General features: G+C 63.2%; 13 protein-coding genes and 4 tRNA genes. 5 read left to right on the top strand and 12 right to left on the bottom strand.

The window, feature by feature from the left end; genetic code table 11:
• Positions 1–25: 25 nt before the first annotated feature.
• The 6 genes from AAIL66_RS00725 to AAIL66_RS00750 all read right to left on the bottom strand — a co-directional run bounded on the left by AAIL66_RS00725 (position 26) and on the right by AAIL66_RS00750 (position 2,825).
• Positions 26–1,258: a multidrug effflux MFS transporter gene (locus tag AAIL66_RS00725; RefSeq protein ID WP_034356577.1), complete on the bottom strand. Its 1,233-nt coding sequence runs from the start codon at positions 1,256–1,258 to the stop codon at positions 26–28.
• Positions 1,259–1,416: 158 nt separating this feature from the next.
• Positions 1,417–1,492, bottom strand: a tRNA-Lys gene (locus AAIL66_RS00730).
• Between the two features lie 49 nt (positions 1,493–1,541).
• Positions 1,542–1,617 (bottom strand) — tRNA-Lys (locus tag AAIL66_RS00735).
• A 49-nt stretch (positions 1,618–1,666) separates the two neighbouring features.
• Positions 1,667–1,742, bottom strand: a tRNA-Lys gene (locus AAIL66_RS00740).
• A 49-nt stretch (positions 1,743–1,791) separates the two neighbouring features.
• A tRNA-Lys gene (locus tag AAIL66_RS00745) sits at positions 1,792–1,867 on the bottom strand.
• Between the two features lie 79 nt (positions 1,868–1,946).
• Complete coding sequence (locus AAIL66_RS00750) at positions 1,947–2,825, bottom strand: NAD(P)-dependent oxidoreductase (protein WP_343495785.1); 879 nt, start codon at positions 2,823–2,825, stop codon at positions 1,947–1,949.
• 23 nt (positions 2,826–2,848) lie between these two features.
• On the opposite strand from AAIL66_RS00750, the gene AAIL66_RS00755 reads away from it, so the two are divergent.
• Positions 2,849–2,974 carry a hypothetical protein gene (locus AAIL66_RS00755; RefSeq protein WP_255777529.1) on the top strand — a complete coding sequence of 42 codons (126 nt, stop codon included), beginning with the start codon at positions 2,849–2,851 and terminating at the stop codon, positions 2,972–2,974.
• A 49-nt stretch (positions 2,975–3,023) separates the two neighbouring features.
• Here AAIL66_RS00755 and AAIL66_RS00760 read toward each other — a convergent pair whose 3' ends face one another.
• Positions 3,024–4,001 (bottom strand): GMP reductase, encoded by a 978-nt coding sequence (locus tag AAIL66_RS00760; protein ID WP_012837214.1) that lies wholly within the window; start codon positions 3,999–4,001, stop codon positions 3,024–3,026.
• Between the two features lie 199 nt (positions 4,002–4,200).
• Entirely contained in the window at positions 4,201–4,848 is a 648-nt protein-coding gene (locus AAIL66_RS00765) for a TetR/AcrR family transcriptional regulator (RefSeq protein ID WP_343495786.1), read from the bottom strand.
• Between the two features lie 106 nt (positions 4,849–4,954).
• On the opposite strand from AAIL66_RS00765, the gene AAIL66_RS00770 reads away from it, so the two are divergent.
• The 4 genes from AAIL66_RS00770 to AAIL66_RS00785 all read left to right on the top strand — a co-directional run bounded on the left by AAIL66_RS00770 (position 4,955) and on the right by AAIL66_RS00785 (position 11,999).
• Positions 4,955–6,451, top strand: a complete 1,497-nt coding sequence (locus AAIL66_RS00770; RefSeq protein ID WP_343495787.1) for an efflux transporter outer membrane subunit — start codon at positions 4,955–4,957, stop codon at positions 6,449–6,451.
• 127 nt (positions 6,452–6,578) lie between these two features.
• The gene (locus AAIL66_RS00775) at positions 6,579–7,751 is read left to right on the top strand and encodes an HlyD family secretion protein (RefSeq protein WP_343495788.1); all 1,173 of its coding nucleotides are present in this window, start codon (positions 6,579–6,581) and stop codon (positions 7,749–7,751) included.
• Between the two features lie 7 nt (positions 7,752–7,758).
• Positions 7,759–9,339: a DHA2 family efflux MFS transporter permease subunit gene (locus AAIL66_RS00780; RefSeq protein ID WP_343495789.1), complete on the top strand. Its 1,581-nt coding sequence runs from the start codon at positions 7,759–7,761 to the stop codon at positions 9,337–9,339.
• A gap of 182 nt (positions 9,340–9,521) precedes the next feature.
• The gene (locus AAIL66_RS00785; RefSeq protein WP_343495790.1) at positions 9,522–11,999 is read left to right on the top strand and encodes a UvrD-helicase domain-containing protein; all 2,478 of its coding nucleotides are present in this window, start codon (positions 9,522–9,524) and stop codon (positions 11,997–11,999) included.
• Between the two features lie 67 nt (positions 12,000–12,066).
• Here the strand turns inward: AAIL66_RS00785 and AAIL66_RS00790 are convergent, their stop codons facing one another.
• The 4 genes from AAIL66_RS00790 to AAIL66_RS00805 form a co-directional block, all read right to left on the bottom strand.
• Entirely contained in the window at positions 12,067–14,046 is a 1,980-nt protein-coding gene (locus tag AAIL66_RS00790; protein ID WP_343495791.1) for an alkaline phosphatase PhoX, read from the bottom strand.
• 233 nt (positions 14,047–14,279) lie between these two features.
• Complete coding sequence (locus AAIL66_RS00795; protein WP_034408545.1) at positions 14,280–15,110, bottom strand: BPSS1780 family membrane protein; 831 nt, start codon at positions 15,108–15,110, stop codon at positions 14,280–14,282.
• A 112-nt stretch (positions 15,111–15,222) separates the two neighbouring features.
• The gene (locus AAIL66_RS00800) at positions 15,223–16,179 is read right to left on the bottom strand and encodes a homoserine kinase (protein ID WP_343495792.1); all 957 of its coding nucleotides are present in this window, start codon (positions 16,177–16,179) and stop codon (positions 15,223–15,225) included.
• Positions 16,180–16,291: 112 nt separating this feature from the next.
• Positions 16,292–16,654: a hypothetical protein gene (locus AAIL66_RS00805; RefSeq protein WP_003067794.1), complete on the bottom strand. Its 363-nt coding sequence runs from the start codon at positions 16,652–16,654 to the stop codon at positions 16,292–16,294.
• Between the last annotated feature and the right edge of the window lie 39 nt (positions 16,655–16,693).

The following is a 16,693-nucleotide window of genomic DNA, read 5'->3' on the forward strand; positions in this document are numbered from 1 at the left end:
GACGTGCGGTAGCAGCTCCTTTTTTTTAATGCTCGGAGGCATGGCGGCCGATGTCCGGCCAGCGGTGGTGCAGATAGATCCAGGCGACCAGACCGATCAGCATCATCAGAATCGAGCCCGTGGCCAGCAGTGCGGCCGAATGCATGACCAGCGGTGCAATCACGCCGGCCACAAAGCCGTTGGCCACCGAGCCCACCACAGCCTGCAGCGAGGAGGCCAGGCCGCGCCGCGCAGGGTGGATGTCCAGCACCAGCAGCGTCACCACGGGCACCATCAGCGCCCAGCCGTAGGCGAACAGGCTGATGGGAATCAAGGCCCAGCTCACATGGGCGGGCCAGATCAGATTGGCCACCAGATTGATGATGGAGGTCACGCACATCACCAGAAAGCCGTGGCGGATCTGGCGCTTGGGCGGGATGCGTCCGGCCAGGCGTCCGCTGGTCCAGCTGCCGGCCATGATGCCGCCGATGGTGGCGATGAAGAACCAGAAGAACTGCGTGGGCTCCAGCTGCAAGATATCGCCCAGAAAAGCCGGGGCCGACAGCAGATAGAGAAACATGCCGTTGAACGGAATGCCGCTGGCCAGGGCCAGCAGCAGAAAGCGCGGATCGGTGAGCAAGATGCCATAGCCCTGCATCAGCGGTCTGAACTGGAAGGGCTGGCGTTTTTGTGGCGGCAGCGATTCGGGCAGAAACTTGACGTTGATGAGCCAGAGCAGCACGCCCACGATGCTCAGGAACCAGAACACGGCCTGCCAGCTTAGGTGCACGAACAGCCAGCCGCCAATCACGGGAGCCAGTGCCGGCGCCACGCCGAAGAAGATGGTGATCTGCGCCATCACGCCCTGGGCCTGGGTCGGCGGAAATATGTCGCGCACGATGGCGCGCGAGACCACGATGCCGGCGCCGGTGGATAGGCCCTGCAGCGTACGGAAGATCACCAGCTGGGTGATGTTCTGCGACAGCGCGCAGCCGGCCGAGGCGATGGTGAACATCACCAGTCCCCAGAGGATGACGGGGCGGCGTCCGAAGCTGTCGGCCAGGGCGCCATGAAACAGGTTCATGAAGGCAAAGCCCAGCAGGTAGGCAGACAGGGTCTGCTGCATTTCTACAGGGGTTGCGCCCAATGCCTTGGCAATGCCCGAGAAGGCGGGAATATAGGTGTCAACCGAGAACGGGCCGAGCATGCCGAGAATGGCAAGCAGCATGGCCAGAGTCCAACGCGGTCCGCGCCAGAACGTGGAGAGGTCGTTTTGCATAGTGAGTCTTGGGTGGGCAAATACTGCCCGGGGATGCCTGCATGATGCCTGATATGGCGCGGCTCCGGTGTCGGCGCCCATGCTTTTGCAGATTCGGCGGCGCTTGGGCGCGGCCAAGAAAAAAGCCAAAGTTCCTGAGAACTTTGGCTTTTGAATTGTGGTGGGCCCTGAGTGATTCGAACACTCGACCAACGGATTAAGAGTCCGCTGCTCTACCAACTGAGCTAAGAGCCCGCCGGATAAACCGGAGGATCAATCTGAAGAATCAGACCGAAGAAAATTTTGGTGGGCCCTGAGTGATTCGAACACTCGACCAACGGATTAAGAGTCCGCTGCTCTACCAACTGAGCTAAGAGCCCGCCGGATAAACCGGAGGATCAACCTGAAGAATCAGACTGAAGAAATTTTTGGTGGGCCCTGAGTGATTCGAACACTCGACCAACGGATTAAGAGTCCGCTGCTCTACCAACTGAGCTAAGAGCCCGCCGGAGTAAATCCGGAGGATCAATCTGAAGAATCAGACTGAAGAAATTTGGTGGGCCCTGAGTGATTCGAACACTCGACCAACGGATTAAGAGTCCGCTGCTCTACCAGCTGAGCTAAGAGCCCCACACAACGCCTGCGCTGCAAGCGAGACCGCAATTATGCGCTAATTCTGGAGGGCTTGCAGGAAAACCCGCGGGTTTTTTTAATCCAGTGCGTTGCGGCGTTGCAATTCGACGAACAGGCCCGCCTGGTCCAGGTCGCCCAGGCCGTTTTTCACGCCCTCGGCATAGAGCTGCTCCAGCAGGCCGGTGATGGGCGCGTCAAAGCCGATTTCCTCGGCCGTGGCGATGGCGTTGCGCATGTCCTTGAGCTGCACCGTCATGCGCCCGCGTGGCGCAAAGTCGTGCTTGACCATGCGTTCGCCATGCACTTGCAGGATGCGGCTGTCGGCAAAGCCGCCGGAGATGGCTTCACGCACCTTGGCAGGGTCGGCACCGCCGCGTTCGGCCAGCAGCAGGGCTTCGGCCACGGCACCGATGGTGATGCCCACGATCATCTGGTTGGCCAGTTTCGCGAGCTGGCCTGCGCCGTGCGGGCCCACATGGGTGGCACGGCCCAGCGCGGCAAAGACGGGCAGGGCATGTTCGAAATCCGCAGCCTCGCCACCGGCCATGATGGCCAGCGTGCCGGCTTGCGCACCCAGCGTGCCGCCCGAGACGGGGGCATCCAGATGCCGCACGCCCAGCGCGGCAAGCTTGCCGGCATGTTCACGCGCTTCGCGTGGCTGGATGGAGGCCATGTCGATGAACAGCGAGCCCTTGGGCATGGCGTCGGCAACCCCCAGCGTGAACAGCACTTCGCCCACGATGGCGCCGCTCTCCAGCAGGCTCACGGCGAAGTCCACGCCGCGTACGGCATCTGCCGCGCTGTCATGGATGCTCGCGCCATCGGCAGCCAGCGGCTCGGCCTTGGCGCGGGTGCGGTTCCAGACGTGGACCTCATGGCCGGCCTGGGCCAGGCGGCGGGTCATGGGCAGGCCCATCATGCCCGTGCCCAGAACTGCGATCTTCAATGTGTTCATGGCGTTGTTTCCCTGGAGCTTTTATGAATGACGACATGCTAAGCCCTGGTGAGGCCGCAATCGCGGCCATGATCACAGATCAGTTGTGCGCGCAGGATGCAGAAAAAGGGACAGCTGAAAACAACAAGGGCAGCCTGAGCTGCCCCTGATGCTTTTTTTGGAGGTTCACCTTCGCGCTGGTGAGTCGCGCTTTACGGCCTACATCAGCAGATGCTCGCCGGCGTTGTCGCCGCCGAGGATGACGTAGTTGACCTTGCGGATGTCCATGAGCTTGGTGCCGCCTGCGTAGCTGATGGAGGACTGCACGTCCTGCTGCATCTCGACCAGCGTATTCATCAGCGGGCCCTTGACGGGCTCCAGAATGCGCTTGCCTTCCACATGCTTGTACTCGCCCTTGTTGAAGTCGGAGGCCGAGCCGTAGTATTCCTTGAACAGTTGGCCGTCCACTTCCACGGTCTTGCCGGGCGATTCTTCATGGCCCGCAAACAGGGAGCCGATCATCACCATGGTGGCACCGAAGCGGATGCTCTTGGCGATGTCGCCGTGGCTGCGGATGCCGCCGTCGGCAATGATGGGCTTGGTCGCCACGCGGGCGCACCACTTGAGCGCCGACAACTGCCAGCCGCCCGTGCCGAAGCCGGTCTTGAGCTTGGTGATGCAAACCTTGCCGGGGCCCACGCCGACCTTGGTGGCGTCCGCACCCCAGTTTTCGAGGTCGATCACGGCCTCGGGCGTGGCGACGTTGCCGGCAATCACAAAGGCCGCAGGGATCTTGGCCTTGATGTAGGCAATCATGTTCTTCACGCTCTCGGCATGGCCGTGGGCAATGTCGATGGTGATGTATTCGGGGCAGATGCCGTCGGCCACGAAACGGTCCACCGTCTCGTAGTCCGGCTGCTTGACACCCAGAGAGATGGAGGCAAACAGTCCCTTGGACTGCATGTCCTTGGTGAAGGCCACGTTGTCGATGTCAAAACGGTGCATCACATAGAAGAAACCGTTTTGTGCCAGATAAGTGCAGATCTTCTCGTCCACCACCGTCTTCATGTTGGCGGGCACCACAGGCAGCTTGAAGCTGCGGTTGCCCAGCACCACGCTGGTGTCACATTCCGAACGGCTTTCCACGCGGCACATGCGGGGCAGCAGAAGAATGTTGTCGTAGTCGAAGATTTCCATGGTTCCAAGCTCCGGAAAAGGTCACGGCGGGAATCTCACCCACCTCAATTTTCAAGGATAGGCGCTTGGCTTGGAGCCCGGTTTTTGGCGGTGCCGGCATGCAGCAGGCAAAAAAAACCGGACCTCAAAAAACTTGGGCCCGGTGATTGATTCTATACGGCGCTGGCGCAAATCGTATGTCCAGACATCGTTATGAGGGTTATAAGGATTTTCTTATAGAGTCGCTCTTGCCCTGCGTCTCACCCGATGTGCCATAGACCCGCATGAAGGCATCCACGGCGCGCTCGGTGCACAGGACAATCTCCTGCGCAGTAGGGGCGGGCAGGTGCTGGAACATGAAGCGCGGCAGCAGCTCGGCCTCCAGCAGCGCCAGCAGATGATGGCGCATGACTTCTGTATCGGCATTGCGCAGCAGCCGGCGCTCTATGCCCTGCTGCAAAAAGGCGTTGATGGCAGCGTTGCCGCGCGCCGGTCCCATGTCCCAGCAGCGCTGGCCGATATTGGCGCGCCCGCCTTCGGAGACCAGCAGGCGGCGCACGGCCATCACCTCCGGCGAGTACAGCAGGCCCAGGAAACGCTGGCCAAAGTTGCACAGCGTCTGCGCAGCATCGTCATTGCCGGTCTGCAGCGCCAGCATGGTGTTCTGGAAGTCGGCCTCGGAGGCCTGGAACATCACCTCCAGAAACAGCGCTTCCTTGGACGGGAAGTAGTTGTAGAGCGTGGCCTTGGAGCCGCCCAGCCGCGTGCAGATCTCGGACATGGAAGTGCGCTCGAAGCCCAGTTCGCCAAAGGTGGCCGCTGCAACGTCAATGATGGCTTGTCGCTTTTCTTCCGTTTTGGTGCGCATGGGGCGAAATGTCCTGGGGCGGTTGTGATGTCTTTCAGTGTAGCGCTTGCGATCTCAAACGCTGGAAACATATACTGTACCGTACAGTTCATTATTAAAGTATTTCATGACTCAATGCATAGCCGCTGCGCCGCAGAGGATTCGGCGCGGGCGCCATGGCTGGTGGGTTCTGGGCTTGCCGGCGGTTCTGGCAGCCTGTGCCCAGATTCCCGAATGGGAGGGCAAGGCCATGCTGGCGCAGCCCGTGCCCGAGACTCTGCAGGCTGCAAGCCATGCCCCGCCCATGGACTGGCCCACCCAGCAATGGTGGCAGCGCTATGGCGACGCACAGCTCGATCAGCTGATCGCCGAGGCTCTGGAGGGCGCTCCCGATATGGCGGCCGCCGCAGCCCGCGTGCTGCAGGCCAGGGCCATGCTGGGCGTGAGCGAGGCGGCTTCTGCGCCGCAGCTTTCCGCCCGCGCCTCGGTCAGCGAGGACAAGCTCAGCTACAACCATCTGACGCCAGAGGCCTTCGCGCCGCGCGGCATGAATGACTACGGCCGCGCCACGCTGGACCTGAGCTGGTCGCTGGACCTGTGGGGCAAGCAGCGCGCCGCCGTGGCCGCCGCTGCCGGCGAGCTGGCAGCGCGCGAGGCCGATGCAGCCCAGGCGCGTCTCTTGCTGTCCAGCAATGTGGCCCTGGCCTATGCGCAGCTGCTGCGCCTGGCCGCCAATGCGCAGACGCTGGAGCAATCGGTGCAGGTGCGCCGGACCACGGCCGAGTTGTTTGAGCAGCGCTATGCCAACGGGCTCGAAAACCAGGGCAGCGTGCACAGCGCCAGGGCGCGTCTGGCAGCCGCGCAGGCCGAGCTGGCGCAGATGCAGGAGCAGGTCGCCTTGCAGCGCAACAGCATTGCTGCGCTGATCGGAGCCGCTCCCGATCGTGGTGCGGCCATCGTGCTCGATGCCGGGCGCCTGCAGTCACCGTGGCAGCAGCAATGGGCCTTGCCCGAGCAGTTGCCGGCGCATCTGCTGGGCCGTCGCCCTGATGTGGTGGCCGCCCGACTGCAGGCACAGGCGCTGGAGTCGCGCGTGGCATCGCAGCAGGCCGAGTTCTATCCCGATGTGAATCTCAGCGCCTTTGTCGGCGTGCAGTCGCTGGGCCTGGACATGCTGACCCGAAGCGGCTCCGGCACCGCCAGCCTGGGGCCGGCCGTCAGCCTGCCGATCTTCAATGGCGGCCGCTTGCGCTCGCAACTGGGTGCCGCGCGCGCCCGTTATGACGAGGCCGTGGCCCAGTACCGCAGCACGCTGAACCGGGCCTTGCAGGAGGTGGCGGACAACGCCGTCAGCCAGCGAGCTCTGCAGCAGCAACTGACGGCCATGCAGCAGGCCGTGACGGCTGCGACCGAGGCGCATCGCGTGGCGCGAAACCGCTATGAGGGCGGGCTGGCGCGCTATCTCGATGTGCTGTCGGCCGAAGACCAGTTGCTGGCCAGCGTGCGCCAGCTGGTCGATGTGCAGTCGCGTGCGCTGACGCTCGATATCGGTCTGCATCGCGCACTGGGCGGCGGCTGGAGCGAGTCAGCCGGTGCCCCTGCTGCGGCTGCGCCAAAGGCCTGAGCCACTTTCCAGAACTGAATCACGACTTGCGCAAAACAGGTTCGGGCAAGACGACTGCCTCAGCAGGCAGGCTGTGATTGCAGTCTTGTTTGCGTGACTCCCATGAATATTTCCGAGGTTTTTTTGTATGACTGAAAACGCTTCTTCCGTGAGCGCGAATCCTGCCGTGCGCGAACAGCGCCGCAACCGGTTGCTGGCCGGGCTGGCTGGCGTGGTGCTGCTTGGCGGTGCGGTTGCCGGCGCCTATTGGTGGCTGCATGCCTCCCGCTTCGTCTCCACCGACAACGCCTATGCGGCGGCCGAGGTGGCGCAGGTCACGCCCTCTATAGGCGGCACGGTGCTGGAGGTGCTGGTCAGGGACACCCAGGCCGTGAAGCAAGGCGATGTGCTGGTGCGCATCGATCCCACGGACGCCAGGCTGGCACTGGCCCAGGCCGAGGCCGAGCTGGCCCGTGCCACGCGCCGCGTCAAGGGCTATGTGGCCAATGATGGCGGCCTGAAGGCCCAGGTGACGGCGCGCGAGGCCGACGAAAAGCGCGCGGCCGCGCAGTTGTCGGCGGCCGAGGCCGATATGGAACGTGCCACCATCGACCTGCAGCGGCGCCAGGCCCTGGCCAAGAGCGGTTCGGTCTCGGGCGAGGAGCTGACGCAGGCGCAGAACGCTTTTGCCGCAGCCAAGGCGCAGCTGGCATCGGCCGTGGCCGCGCAGGCACAGGCCAGGGCCAACCGCGAAGCCGCCGTGGGCGCCAAGCAGGTCAACGCCACCTTGATCGAGGGGGCGGATGCACAGAGCAACCCCGAAGTTCAGCTGGCGCAGGCGCGGCGCGATCAGGCCCAGGTCGATCTGGATCGCAGCACGGTGCGCGCTCCCGTCGATGGCGTGGTTGCCAAGCGCAGCGTGCAGATCGGGCAGCGCGTGCAGGCCGGCGCACCCTTGATGACGGTGGTGCCGGTGCAGCAGATCTATGTGGATGCCAACTTCAAGGAAGGCCAGCTGGGCAAGGTGCGCGTGGGCCAGCGCGTGCAGCTGCAGTCCGATCTGTACGGCAGCGATGTGAAGTACAGCGGCACTGTGGTGGGCTTCAGCGGCGGCTCCGGCTCGGCGTTTGCTGCCATTCCCGCGCAGAACGCCACGGGCAACTGGATCAAGGTGGTGCAGCGCCTGCCAGTGCGCATTCAGCTCGATGCCGCCGAGCTGGCCAGGAACCCGCTGCGCGTGGGCCTGTCCATGCAGGTGACGGTGGACACCCGCAGCGGCCCTGCCGACGCAGCCGGCGTGGCGACCACGGCCGCGCAGTGAGCGTCTCATGAGCGATCACAACGCAAGTGCGGCCACGGCGGCCGATGCGCCCGCCGTGCCCATGGCCGCCGGCATGGTGCCGCTGACGGGGGGCATGCTGTGGCTGGCGGCCCTGGTGCTGGCCGCGGCCAATTTCATGGCCGTGCTGGACATGACGGTGGCCAATGTCTCCGTGCCCAGCATTGCCGGCAACCTGGGCGCGACCACCAGCCAGGGCACCTGGGTCATCACCAGCTATGCGGTGGCCGAGGCCATCACCGTGCCGCTGACCGGCTGGCTGGCGGCGCGCTTCGGCGCGGTGCGCGTGTTTGCCACGGCCATGGGCTTGTTCGGCCTGGCATCGCTGCTGTGCGGCCTGGCCAATTCGCTGGGCATGCTGGTGTTTGCGCGTATCTTGCAGGGCCTGGCCGGCGGCCCGCTGATGCCGCTGTCCCAGTCGCTGCTGCTGCGCATTTTCCCGCCGCGCATGGCGCCCGCGGCCATCGGCCTGTGGTCCATGACCACGCTGATCGCGCCCGTGCTGGGCCCCATCGTGGGCGGCTGGATCTGCGACGAGTACACCTGGCACTGGATCTTTCTGATCAACATCCCGGTGGCCCTGGTCTGCGCGTTCGCGGTCTGGCATCTGGTCAGGCGCTACGAGCAGCCGCTGCTCAAGAACCCCATAGACACCGTGGGCCTGATGTTGCTCATCGTCTGGGTGGGTTCGCTGCAGCTGATGCTGGACGAAGGCAAGAATCTGGACTGGTTTGCCTCGCCCATGATCGTGGCGCTGGCCGTGGTGGCCGTGGTGGGCTTTGCGGCCTTCATGATCTGGGAGCTGCATGCCGAGCACCCGATCGTTGATCTGCGCGTCTTCAGACACCGCGGCTTTTCCATGGCCGTGCTGACCATCAGTCTGGCGTTTGCGGCCTTCTTTGCCGTCAATGTACTCACGCCGCTGTGGCTGCAGAGCTTCATGGGCTACACGGCCACGCTCGCGGGTCTGGTCACGTCCTGGACGGGGCTGTTCGCGCTGTTCGTGGCGCCGGCCGCCGCAGGGCTGGCGGCCCGGGTGGACCCGCGCCGGCTGATCTTTGGCGGCGTGTTCTGGATGGGGGTGATCACCTGCTGGCGCGCGTTTGCGACCACGGACATGGGTTATTGGGACATCGCCCTGCCGCTGATGTTCATGGGGCTGGGTCTGCCGTTCTTCTTCATACCGACCACCGGGCTGGCGCTGGCCAGCGTGGAGCCGCAGGAGATGGACAACGCCGCCGGCCTGATGAACTTTCTGCGCACCCTGTCGGGCGCGGCTGCGGTCTCAGTGGTCAACACGGCCTGGGAGAACGGCACGACGCGCAAGCATGCGGATCTGGTGGGTTTGAGCGATGCCAGCGGCGAGGTGCTGCACGGGCTGCAGCAGTCGGGCATGAGTCCCGATGCGGCGCTGTCGGCGCTCGATCAGCTCATCACCAGCCAGAGCGTGATGCTGGCCACCAACCAGATCATGTTCATCATCGCGGGCGGCTTTGTGCTGGCGGCCTGCGCGATCTGGCTGGCACCCAGGCCGAGCCGCACGGTCGAGTCCGGTGCGGGTGGACACTGAGTGTGAGTGCCGTGGCTTGAATGAATTGATAGCTGCTTGCGCTTAATATTCTTGCATTTCAGATATAAAAGTATCTGAAATCCATATTTATCAAGCGCAGGCAGCTTTTCTTTCAGGAGCATGAAGCCGCGAAAGCAGCAGCAAGTCGAAGGGAGTCGCCAGCATTTCTACAATGGGGGGCTATGTTCCCGATCGACCTGCTTGACTCCGCGCCAGACGGTGCAAATTCCGGCGCCAATCCCGCCTCTCACTCGTCCCTGCTGACCGGCCTCAACGATGAGCAGCTGGCCGCGGTGACCCTGCCTGCGGGCCATGCGCTGATTCTGGCGGGTGCCGGCTCGGGCAAGACGCGTGTGCTGACCACGCGCATCGCCTGGCTGCTGCAGACCGGTCAGGCCACGCCCGGCTCCATCATGGCTGTGACCTTCACCAACAAGGCCGCCAAGGAGATGCTCACGCGCCTGTCGGCCATGTTGCCCTACAACGTGCGCGGCATGTGGATAGGCACGTTCCACGGCTTGTGCAACCGACTGCTGCGCGCTCATTATCAGGCCGCGAAGTTGCCCCAGGCGTTCCAGATTCTGGATACGCAAGACCAGCTCTCGGCCATCAAGCGCCTGTGCAAGCAGTTCAATGTGGATGACGAGCGCTTTCCGCCCAAGCAGCTGATGTACTTCATTGCGGGCTGCAAGGAAGAGGGCATGCGCCCTGGCGATGTGGTGGCGACCGACCCCGACACTCGCAAGAAAGTGGAGCTGTACCAGCTCTACGAAGAGCAATGCCAGCGCGAAGGCGTGGTCGATTTTGGCGAGCTGATGCTGCGCAGCTACGAGTTGCTGCGTGACGATGCCCATCTGCGCCACCACTATCAGCGCCGCTTTCAGCACATCCTGGTGGACGAGTTCCAGGACACCAACAAGCTGCAGTACCAGTGGCTCAAGCAGCTGGCGGGCGATGATGTGGGCGGGCGCTACGAGTCGGCAGCCAGCGTGATTGCCGTGGGTGACGACGACCAGAGCATCTATGCCTTTCGCGGAGCGCGCGTGGGCAATATGGCGGACTTCATCCGCGAGTTCGACGTCAAAAACCAGATCAAGCTGGAGCAGAACTACCGCAGCTACAGCAATATCCTCGACTGCGCCAATGCGCTGATCAGCCACAACAGCAATCGCCTGGGCAAGAACCTGCGCACCAGCCAGGGCCCGGGCGAGCCGGTGCGCATCTACGAGGCGCCCAGCGATCTGGCCGAGGCTGCGTGGATGGTTGACGAGATCAAGCAGCTGGTCAGAAACGACGGCTTCACGCGCCAGGAAATCGCCGTGCTCTACCGCAGCAATGCGCAGAGCCGGGTGATCGAGTCGGCGCTGTTCAATTCCAAAATTCCCTACCGTGTGTACGGCGGCCTGCGCTTTTTCGAGCGTGCCGAAATCAAGCATGCGCTGGCCTATCTGCGCCTGCTGGAGAACCCGCACGACGACACCAGTTTCCTGCGCGTGGTGAACTTTCCCGCACGCGGCATAGGCGCGCGCACGATCGAAGTCCTGCAGGACACGGCACGCAGCAGCGGCACCTCGCTGAGCGACGCCGTCACCGCCGTGGGCGGCGCGGCTGGCACCAAGCTGCAGGGCTTTGTGGCCCAGATCGATGTGCTGCGCGAGCAGACGCAGGGGCGCACGCTGCGTGAAATCATCGAGACCGTGGAAGAACAAAGCGGGCTGATAGAGCATTACCGCAATGAGAAGGAAGGCGCAGACCGCATCGAGAACTTGCAGGAACTGGTCACGGCTGCCGAGAGCTTTGTGACCCAGGAAGGCTTTGGCCGCGATGCCGTGGCCATGCCGCTGGACGAGCAGCAGAATGCGCCGCAGCTGAGCCAGTCGCCGGTCAGCCAGGGGCTGGACCCGAATCAGCCGCTGCTGGACGAGGCGCTCAAGGCACCGGCAGGTACTGCGGCCTCCATGGTCAATGCCGATACCGGCGAGACGCTGTCGCCGCTGCAGGCCTTTCTCGTGCATGCGGCGCTGGAAGCGGGCGACAACCAGGCCCAGGCCGGCCAGGATGCCGTGCAATTGATGACCGTGCATGCCTCCAAGGGCCTGGAGTTCGATGCCGTGTTCATCGGCGGCGTGGAGGAAGGCCTGTTCCCGCACGAGAACGCCATGATGGATCGTGGCGGTCTGGAGGAGGAGCGGCGCCTGGCCTATGTGGCTATCACGCGTGCGCGCAAGCGTCTGTATCTGAGCCATTCGCAGACGCGCATGCTGCATGGCCAGACGCGCTACAACGTCAAAAGCCGCTTCTTTGACGAGTTGCCCGAAGAGGCGCTCAAGTGGATCACGCCCAGGCAAAGCGGCTTTGGCAGTTTTGCGCCCTCTTCAGGCGCCGGTGGAACTTGGGGATCAAGGGCTGGAGGTCAATACGGCTCGGGCTGGGGCGGCAAGCAGAGCGAAGTTTTTGCGAGTCCGCCCGTGCCGCAGCAAAAGGCCGAGCCCGCGCACGGCATCAAGGCCGGTATCGCGGTGTTCCACAACAAGTTCGGCGAGGGCAAGGTGCTGGCGGTGGAAGGCACGGGTGACGATGCGCGCGCACAGGTCAGCTTCGGCCGCCATGGCACCAAGTGGCTGGCGCTGGCGATTGCCAAGCTGACGATCGTGGACTGAGGCATAGCGCCTTTGCCCAGCAAAAAGCCGCCTTGTAGAAGGCGGCTTTTTTATGAGGCGTTGGCGCTTATTTGGCGCTGAGCTTCATCTGGGCAGGCGAGGCCGTGATGTAGCCCACGGCGGAGCCGAACTTGTCCTTGTAGTTGGCCTTGATCAGCGGATCCAGCTGGGTCTTGACGTTGGCGTGGATGCCGCCCCAGTCGCCAGCGTGCTGGAAGTTGCTCATGATGTAGGTCCAGCCGTTGATCTCGTCCACGGCATGCAGGCCGGTGGATTCACCACCTGCGGGCACGGACAGCACGCGCGATAGCTGCTTGGTGTCCACGTTGTAGGCCCACATGAAGTTGTTGACGTGCTGGCTGCTGTCCTCGCCGATGAACAGAGTACGCATCTTTTCCGAGAACTTCAGGTTGTCGGGGTTGCAGATCTTGTCAGGGTTGCCGGTATTGCCCAGGGCGTCGGCGCTGATGTCCTCGCCGGCCAGCAGCGCCTTGGTGTCCACGGGCATCCATTCGCTGTTGATGGCGGCGCCGACCGTATCCTTCTGGCCGCCGCGCAGGTTAAGTGCCATCACGGCGCCAGCCTTGAGTTGCTTGGGGATGGACACGCCGTTGCCGGCCACGTTCAGCGCATCGCCGGCGACCATGGACTTTTCGCAGTTCTGCAGGGCAGAGTAGGCGATCTTGTCCTTGGCGTTGACGGTCGTGCCTTCCATCTTGGTGAAGCCCATGCTGGCGCCCTTGAAGGCGGCGTAGCGGTGGGTTTCGAGGAAGGCGGCAGCCTTGTCCATGCCGGGGTTGATCTTGATCCACTCGACCTTGCCGTTGGCCACGATCTTGGTGTAGCTGGAGTCGCTGGGGTCGGCCTTGAGCACGGTCATGATGTCCGCAGGCTTGAGCGTGTTGGCCAGGTTCTCGATCTCGGCGCTGGTGGCCGAGCCCAGCTTGATCCAGGTCAGGGCGGCCGCGCTGCCCGATGCCGGGTCGATGGAGAAGCCGGCACCGACCTTGGCCACGTACAGCGAACCCGAGGACAGGTCTTTTTCCTTGTCTGCCACGAAGACGAAGTAGCCGCTGTTGGTGGCATCGTCACCCATGAGGGCGGTGCGCTGGTCGGGCATGACCTGCACCAGCTCGTGCGAGATGCGGCCCATGCAGAAGTGCTTCTTGATGGTGGCCGTGCCGTCGACATTGACGATCACTTCGGGCATGTGGCCGTAGTGGTAGGGGTTGGCCTTGTCCGGGTCGCCGTACAGGTTCTGGCTGAAGGCCTGCAGCTGGGCGTTGGACGAAGCGAAGGCATCAGGCTCGTACTCTTCCGACGACAGATGGGTGCCCCAGGGCGACAGACTGGCACCGCAGGTGATCCACAGACCGTGGACCTTGGAGGTGTCCACATTGTGGTATTTCACCAGGCTCAGCTTGCCGGTGCTCTGGTCCTGGTCCAGCGTCAGCACGGCGATGGGAGAGGGCAGCTTGCCGTACATATCGGTCTTGCCGTCCTGAGCCCAGGTGGTGTACTCGAACTGCACCACGGCAAAGACGGGCTTGCCCTTGACGCCGTCCACCTTGGCATTGGGCACGGTCAGCAGCGAGGTGCCGTCGGGCGAATCGGAGAAGAAGTGGCGCTCTTTGCCTGCGACCGTCTTGTCGATGATCTTGTTGTTGTAGATGTCGTAGTAACCACCGGCCAGCACCTGGTCGCCCTTGCCGTTGGAGACCATGTCGCCGGTCACGAAGAAAGGCTGATAGCCCAGGTCGTAGACCTGCTCGCTCTTGTCGTCGAACGCCACCTTGAGCTGCGAAGCCACATACATGGTGGCCATATTGGCGGGCGTGGTCAGCGTAGGCGCGGCCATGCTGGTGAAGGTGGCGGAAACATAGTTCTTGGTGACGGGGGGCGTCGTAGGCGTTGTCGGGGTGTCGTCATCACCACCACCACATGCGGCCAGCAGGCTGGATGCGGACACGACCGAACCCAGTGGGAGCAGAGGAGCGCCGGAAAAGAGTTGCAGGGCCTTACGACGGCTGAGCAGATTTTGTGCCATGAGAGTTTCGCAGTGTGGGGTGAAGCGCAGACTTGGGGCAGCGCTGAATTGAATGAATGCCAGGACATGAGATGCATGCCTTGGTCAGTCCTGCGAATCCTAGGAAACAAATATGACAGTGCCGTGGCGGCTTGATGACGCCGGGATGAATGATCTGCTGGCGCGGGCCTTTGTTCGGCCCATAAAAAAAGCCCCGACCTGGGGTCGGGGCTGGTGCAGGGTACTGCTCGAGCTTACGAATCCGATGATGGCGGCGCTGTGCCCGACGAGGAGTCGGTCAGAGTCTGGTCGTCATCGGGCGGGCTGAAGCTGTCACGGAAGGTAAACACAATCGAGGTAAAAAAGATGGCTGCCAGCATCAGTGCCGTTGCCACCATCAGGCCACCGGCAATGCTGCCGATGAGCATGGCCAGTATGCCGGTCACGATGGCCAGGGCCATGCCGGAGACGATGAACACGCCGATCCAGCAGACACCGAACACCAGATAGGCACCGATATTGCGAATGCAGCCGACAAAGCTGAAGAACAGCGATTTGACGGGGCTGATGCCATGCCAGTGGATGAGCGCCGGAGCATGCCAGAAGGCCAGCGACAGCGGCAGGTAGAGAAACATGCTCAGCCACATGGCGGACTGGAACTCGGGCTCTTCGGCCAGTTCGCGGGTCATGGGAGTCTGACCCAGGTAGACGCTGGCAAAAGTGCCGCCGTCCACAAGGCTGGAGGCACCGATGATGAGCAAAAAGCCTGCGGCATAGAGGCCGCCCAGCATCAGCATGGAGTGCAGATGCTGGCTGCCGGAGCGGAAAGCCACCAGCAGCAGCGCCGGTGTGGGCTTGCGGCCGTGGGCGGCTTCGGATGCCGCGACCATCATGGTCAGCGAGATGCATGGCAGCAGTGCCAGTGCAATGACGGGGCCGATCAGCGGCAGGGCCGAGATCAGAGACATGCTGGCCATGCCCAGAAAGAACAGGGCGGCCAGGGCCAGGGGCTGGCTTTTGAAGGTGCGCAGACCCTGCAGCACCCATTGCAGACCGGTGCCGGGTGGAACGATTTGAAGTTTCATGGAAGAGGCTGAAATACTTTTGCGAGAGCGTGCAAAAGTCGCTTCTTGCACTGTACCCGAGACGGCTGAGCGGGGCCATCAAAAGCCCCGGAGCAATCAGCTTGCCTGGTACTCAGTCCAGCGTCAGCGGATGTGCGATGCGCTGGCTCAGCACGCGCTCGAAGTGGGTGGGGTCGTGGGGCTGCAGCAGTGCGGCTTCACGCGGCAGATGGAAGTCCCAGAGGCGGGAGATCCAGAAACGCAGGGCGCCGGCACGCAACTGGGCGTTGAGCAACTCGCGCTCGGGCCCGGTCAGCGGACGCACGGCCTGGTAGGCCGCAAGCATGGCTTTGGCGCGCTCGGCATCATGTGCACCTGTTGCGTGATCGATACACCAATCGTTGAGGCAGACCGCCAGATCGAAGAGCCAGGTGTCCACGCCCGCGAAATAGAAGTCGAAAAAGCCGGTCAGCTGGTCGCCGTCGAACATCACGTTGTCGCGGAACAGGTCGGCATGGATGGGGCCGCGCGGCAGGGCCGCATAGCTGGCCGAGGCGGCGATATGGTTCTGGTAGGCCAGCTCGGCGCGCAGCATGGCGGCGGTTTCCTCGCCCAGATGGGGCAGGACCACGGGCACGGTTTCATTCCACCAGGGCAGGCCGCGCAGATTGGGCTGCTGGCGGTTGTAGTCCTGACCGGCCAGATGCATGCGCGCCAGCATCTCGCCCACGGCAGCGCAGTGCACGGCAGCCGGGGTCAGCTGGCTCTTGCCGGCCAGGCGGTTGACGATGGATGCGGGCTTGCCGCAGACCTTGAGCAGAATGTCACCGCTGCGTGCCTCGCCCTGCGGGTCCGGCACGGGAATCCCGGCTTGTGCCAGATGCTTCATCAGGTAGAGGTAAAAAGGCAGTTGCTCGGCACTCAGGCGCTCGAACAGTGTCAGCACCCACTCTCCCTGGTCGGTCGTCAGAAAATAGTTGGTGTTTTCAATGCCGCCTTGAATGCCGCGCAATTCCTTGAACGCGCCTAGGGACATGCGGCGCAGCAGCTCGCGCGCATCTTTATCGGAAACTTCGGTGAAAACAGCCATGGTGAATACGCCGGTCTGGGGCGACCGACCGAACTAGCAGGGAGAAGGTGTCTATATGCAACAGGGCAGTGAAGCACTGCCCTGTCATGAATGGGAAAAAGCGCGCCGCGCTTCAGAATTTGATGAAATTCCAGACGCGGGTGCCCGTGGTGTCGCCGCTGTTGTTGTCGCGGTTGCGGGCTGCGCGGGCGCCGTCGTTGGACTGCACCTCGTACTCGGGCATGGAGCCTACCTTGGGTTGCACGGTGATGCTCTGGGTCTGACCGCCCACACGGGTTTCATCCACACGGCTGCCAGCATCTTCCACGCGGATATGTTCGATCCGCTGGTTGTGCCTGCCGGTCGCCGCCGCGTTGTCCTGCTGGCCCTGGGGCGCAGGAGCGACCACGGCATTGGCCGGAGCAGGAGTGGGGGACTGGGCCAGAACGGATCCGGCAGCCAGGCTCAGGATGATGAAAAGTGGTGCAGCGCGCATGATGCATAGATTGTAGGGCGACTTCGAATTGTCCCGCCA

The sequence above is a fragment of the Comamonas sp. F1-6 genome, assembly GCF_039581415.1.
GTDB classification, from domain to species: domain Bacteria; phylum Pseudomonadota; class Gammaproteobacteria; order Burkholderiales; family Burkholderiaceae_C; genus Comamonas; species Comamonas thiooxydans.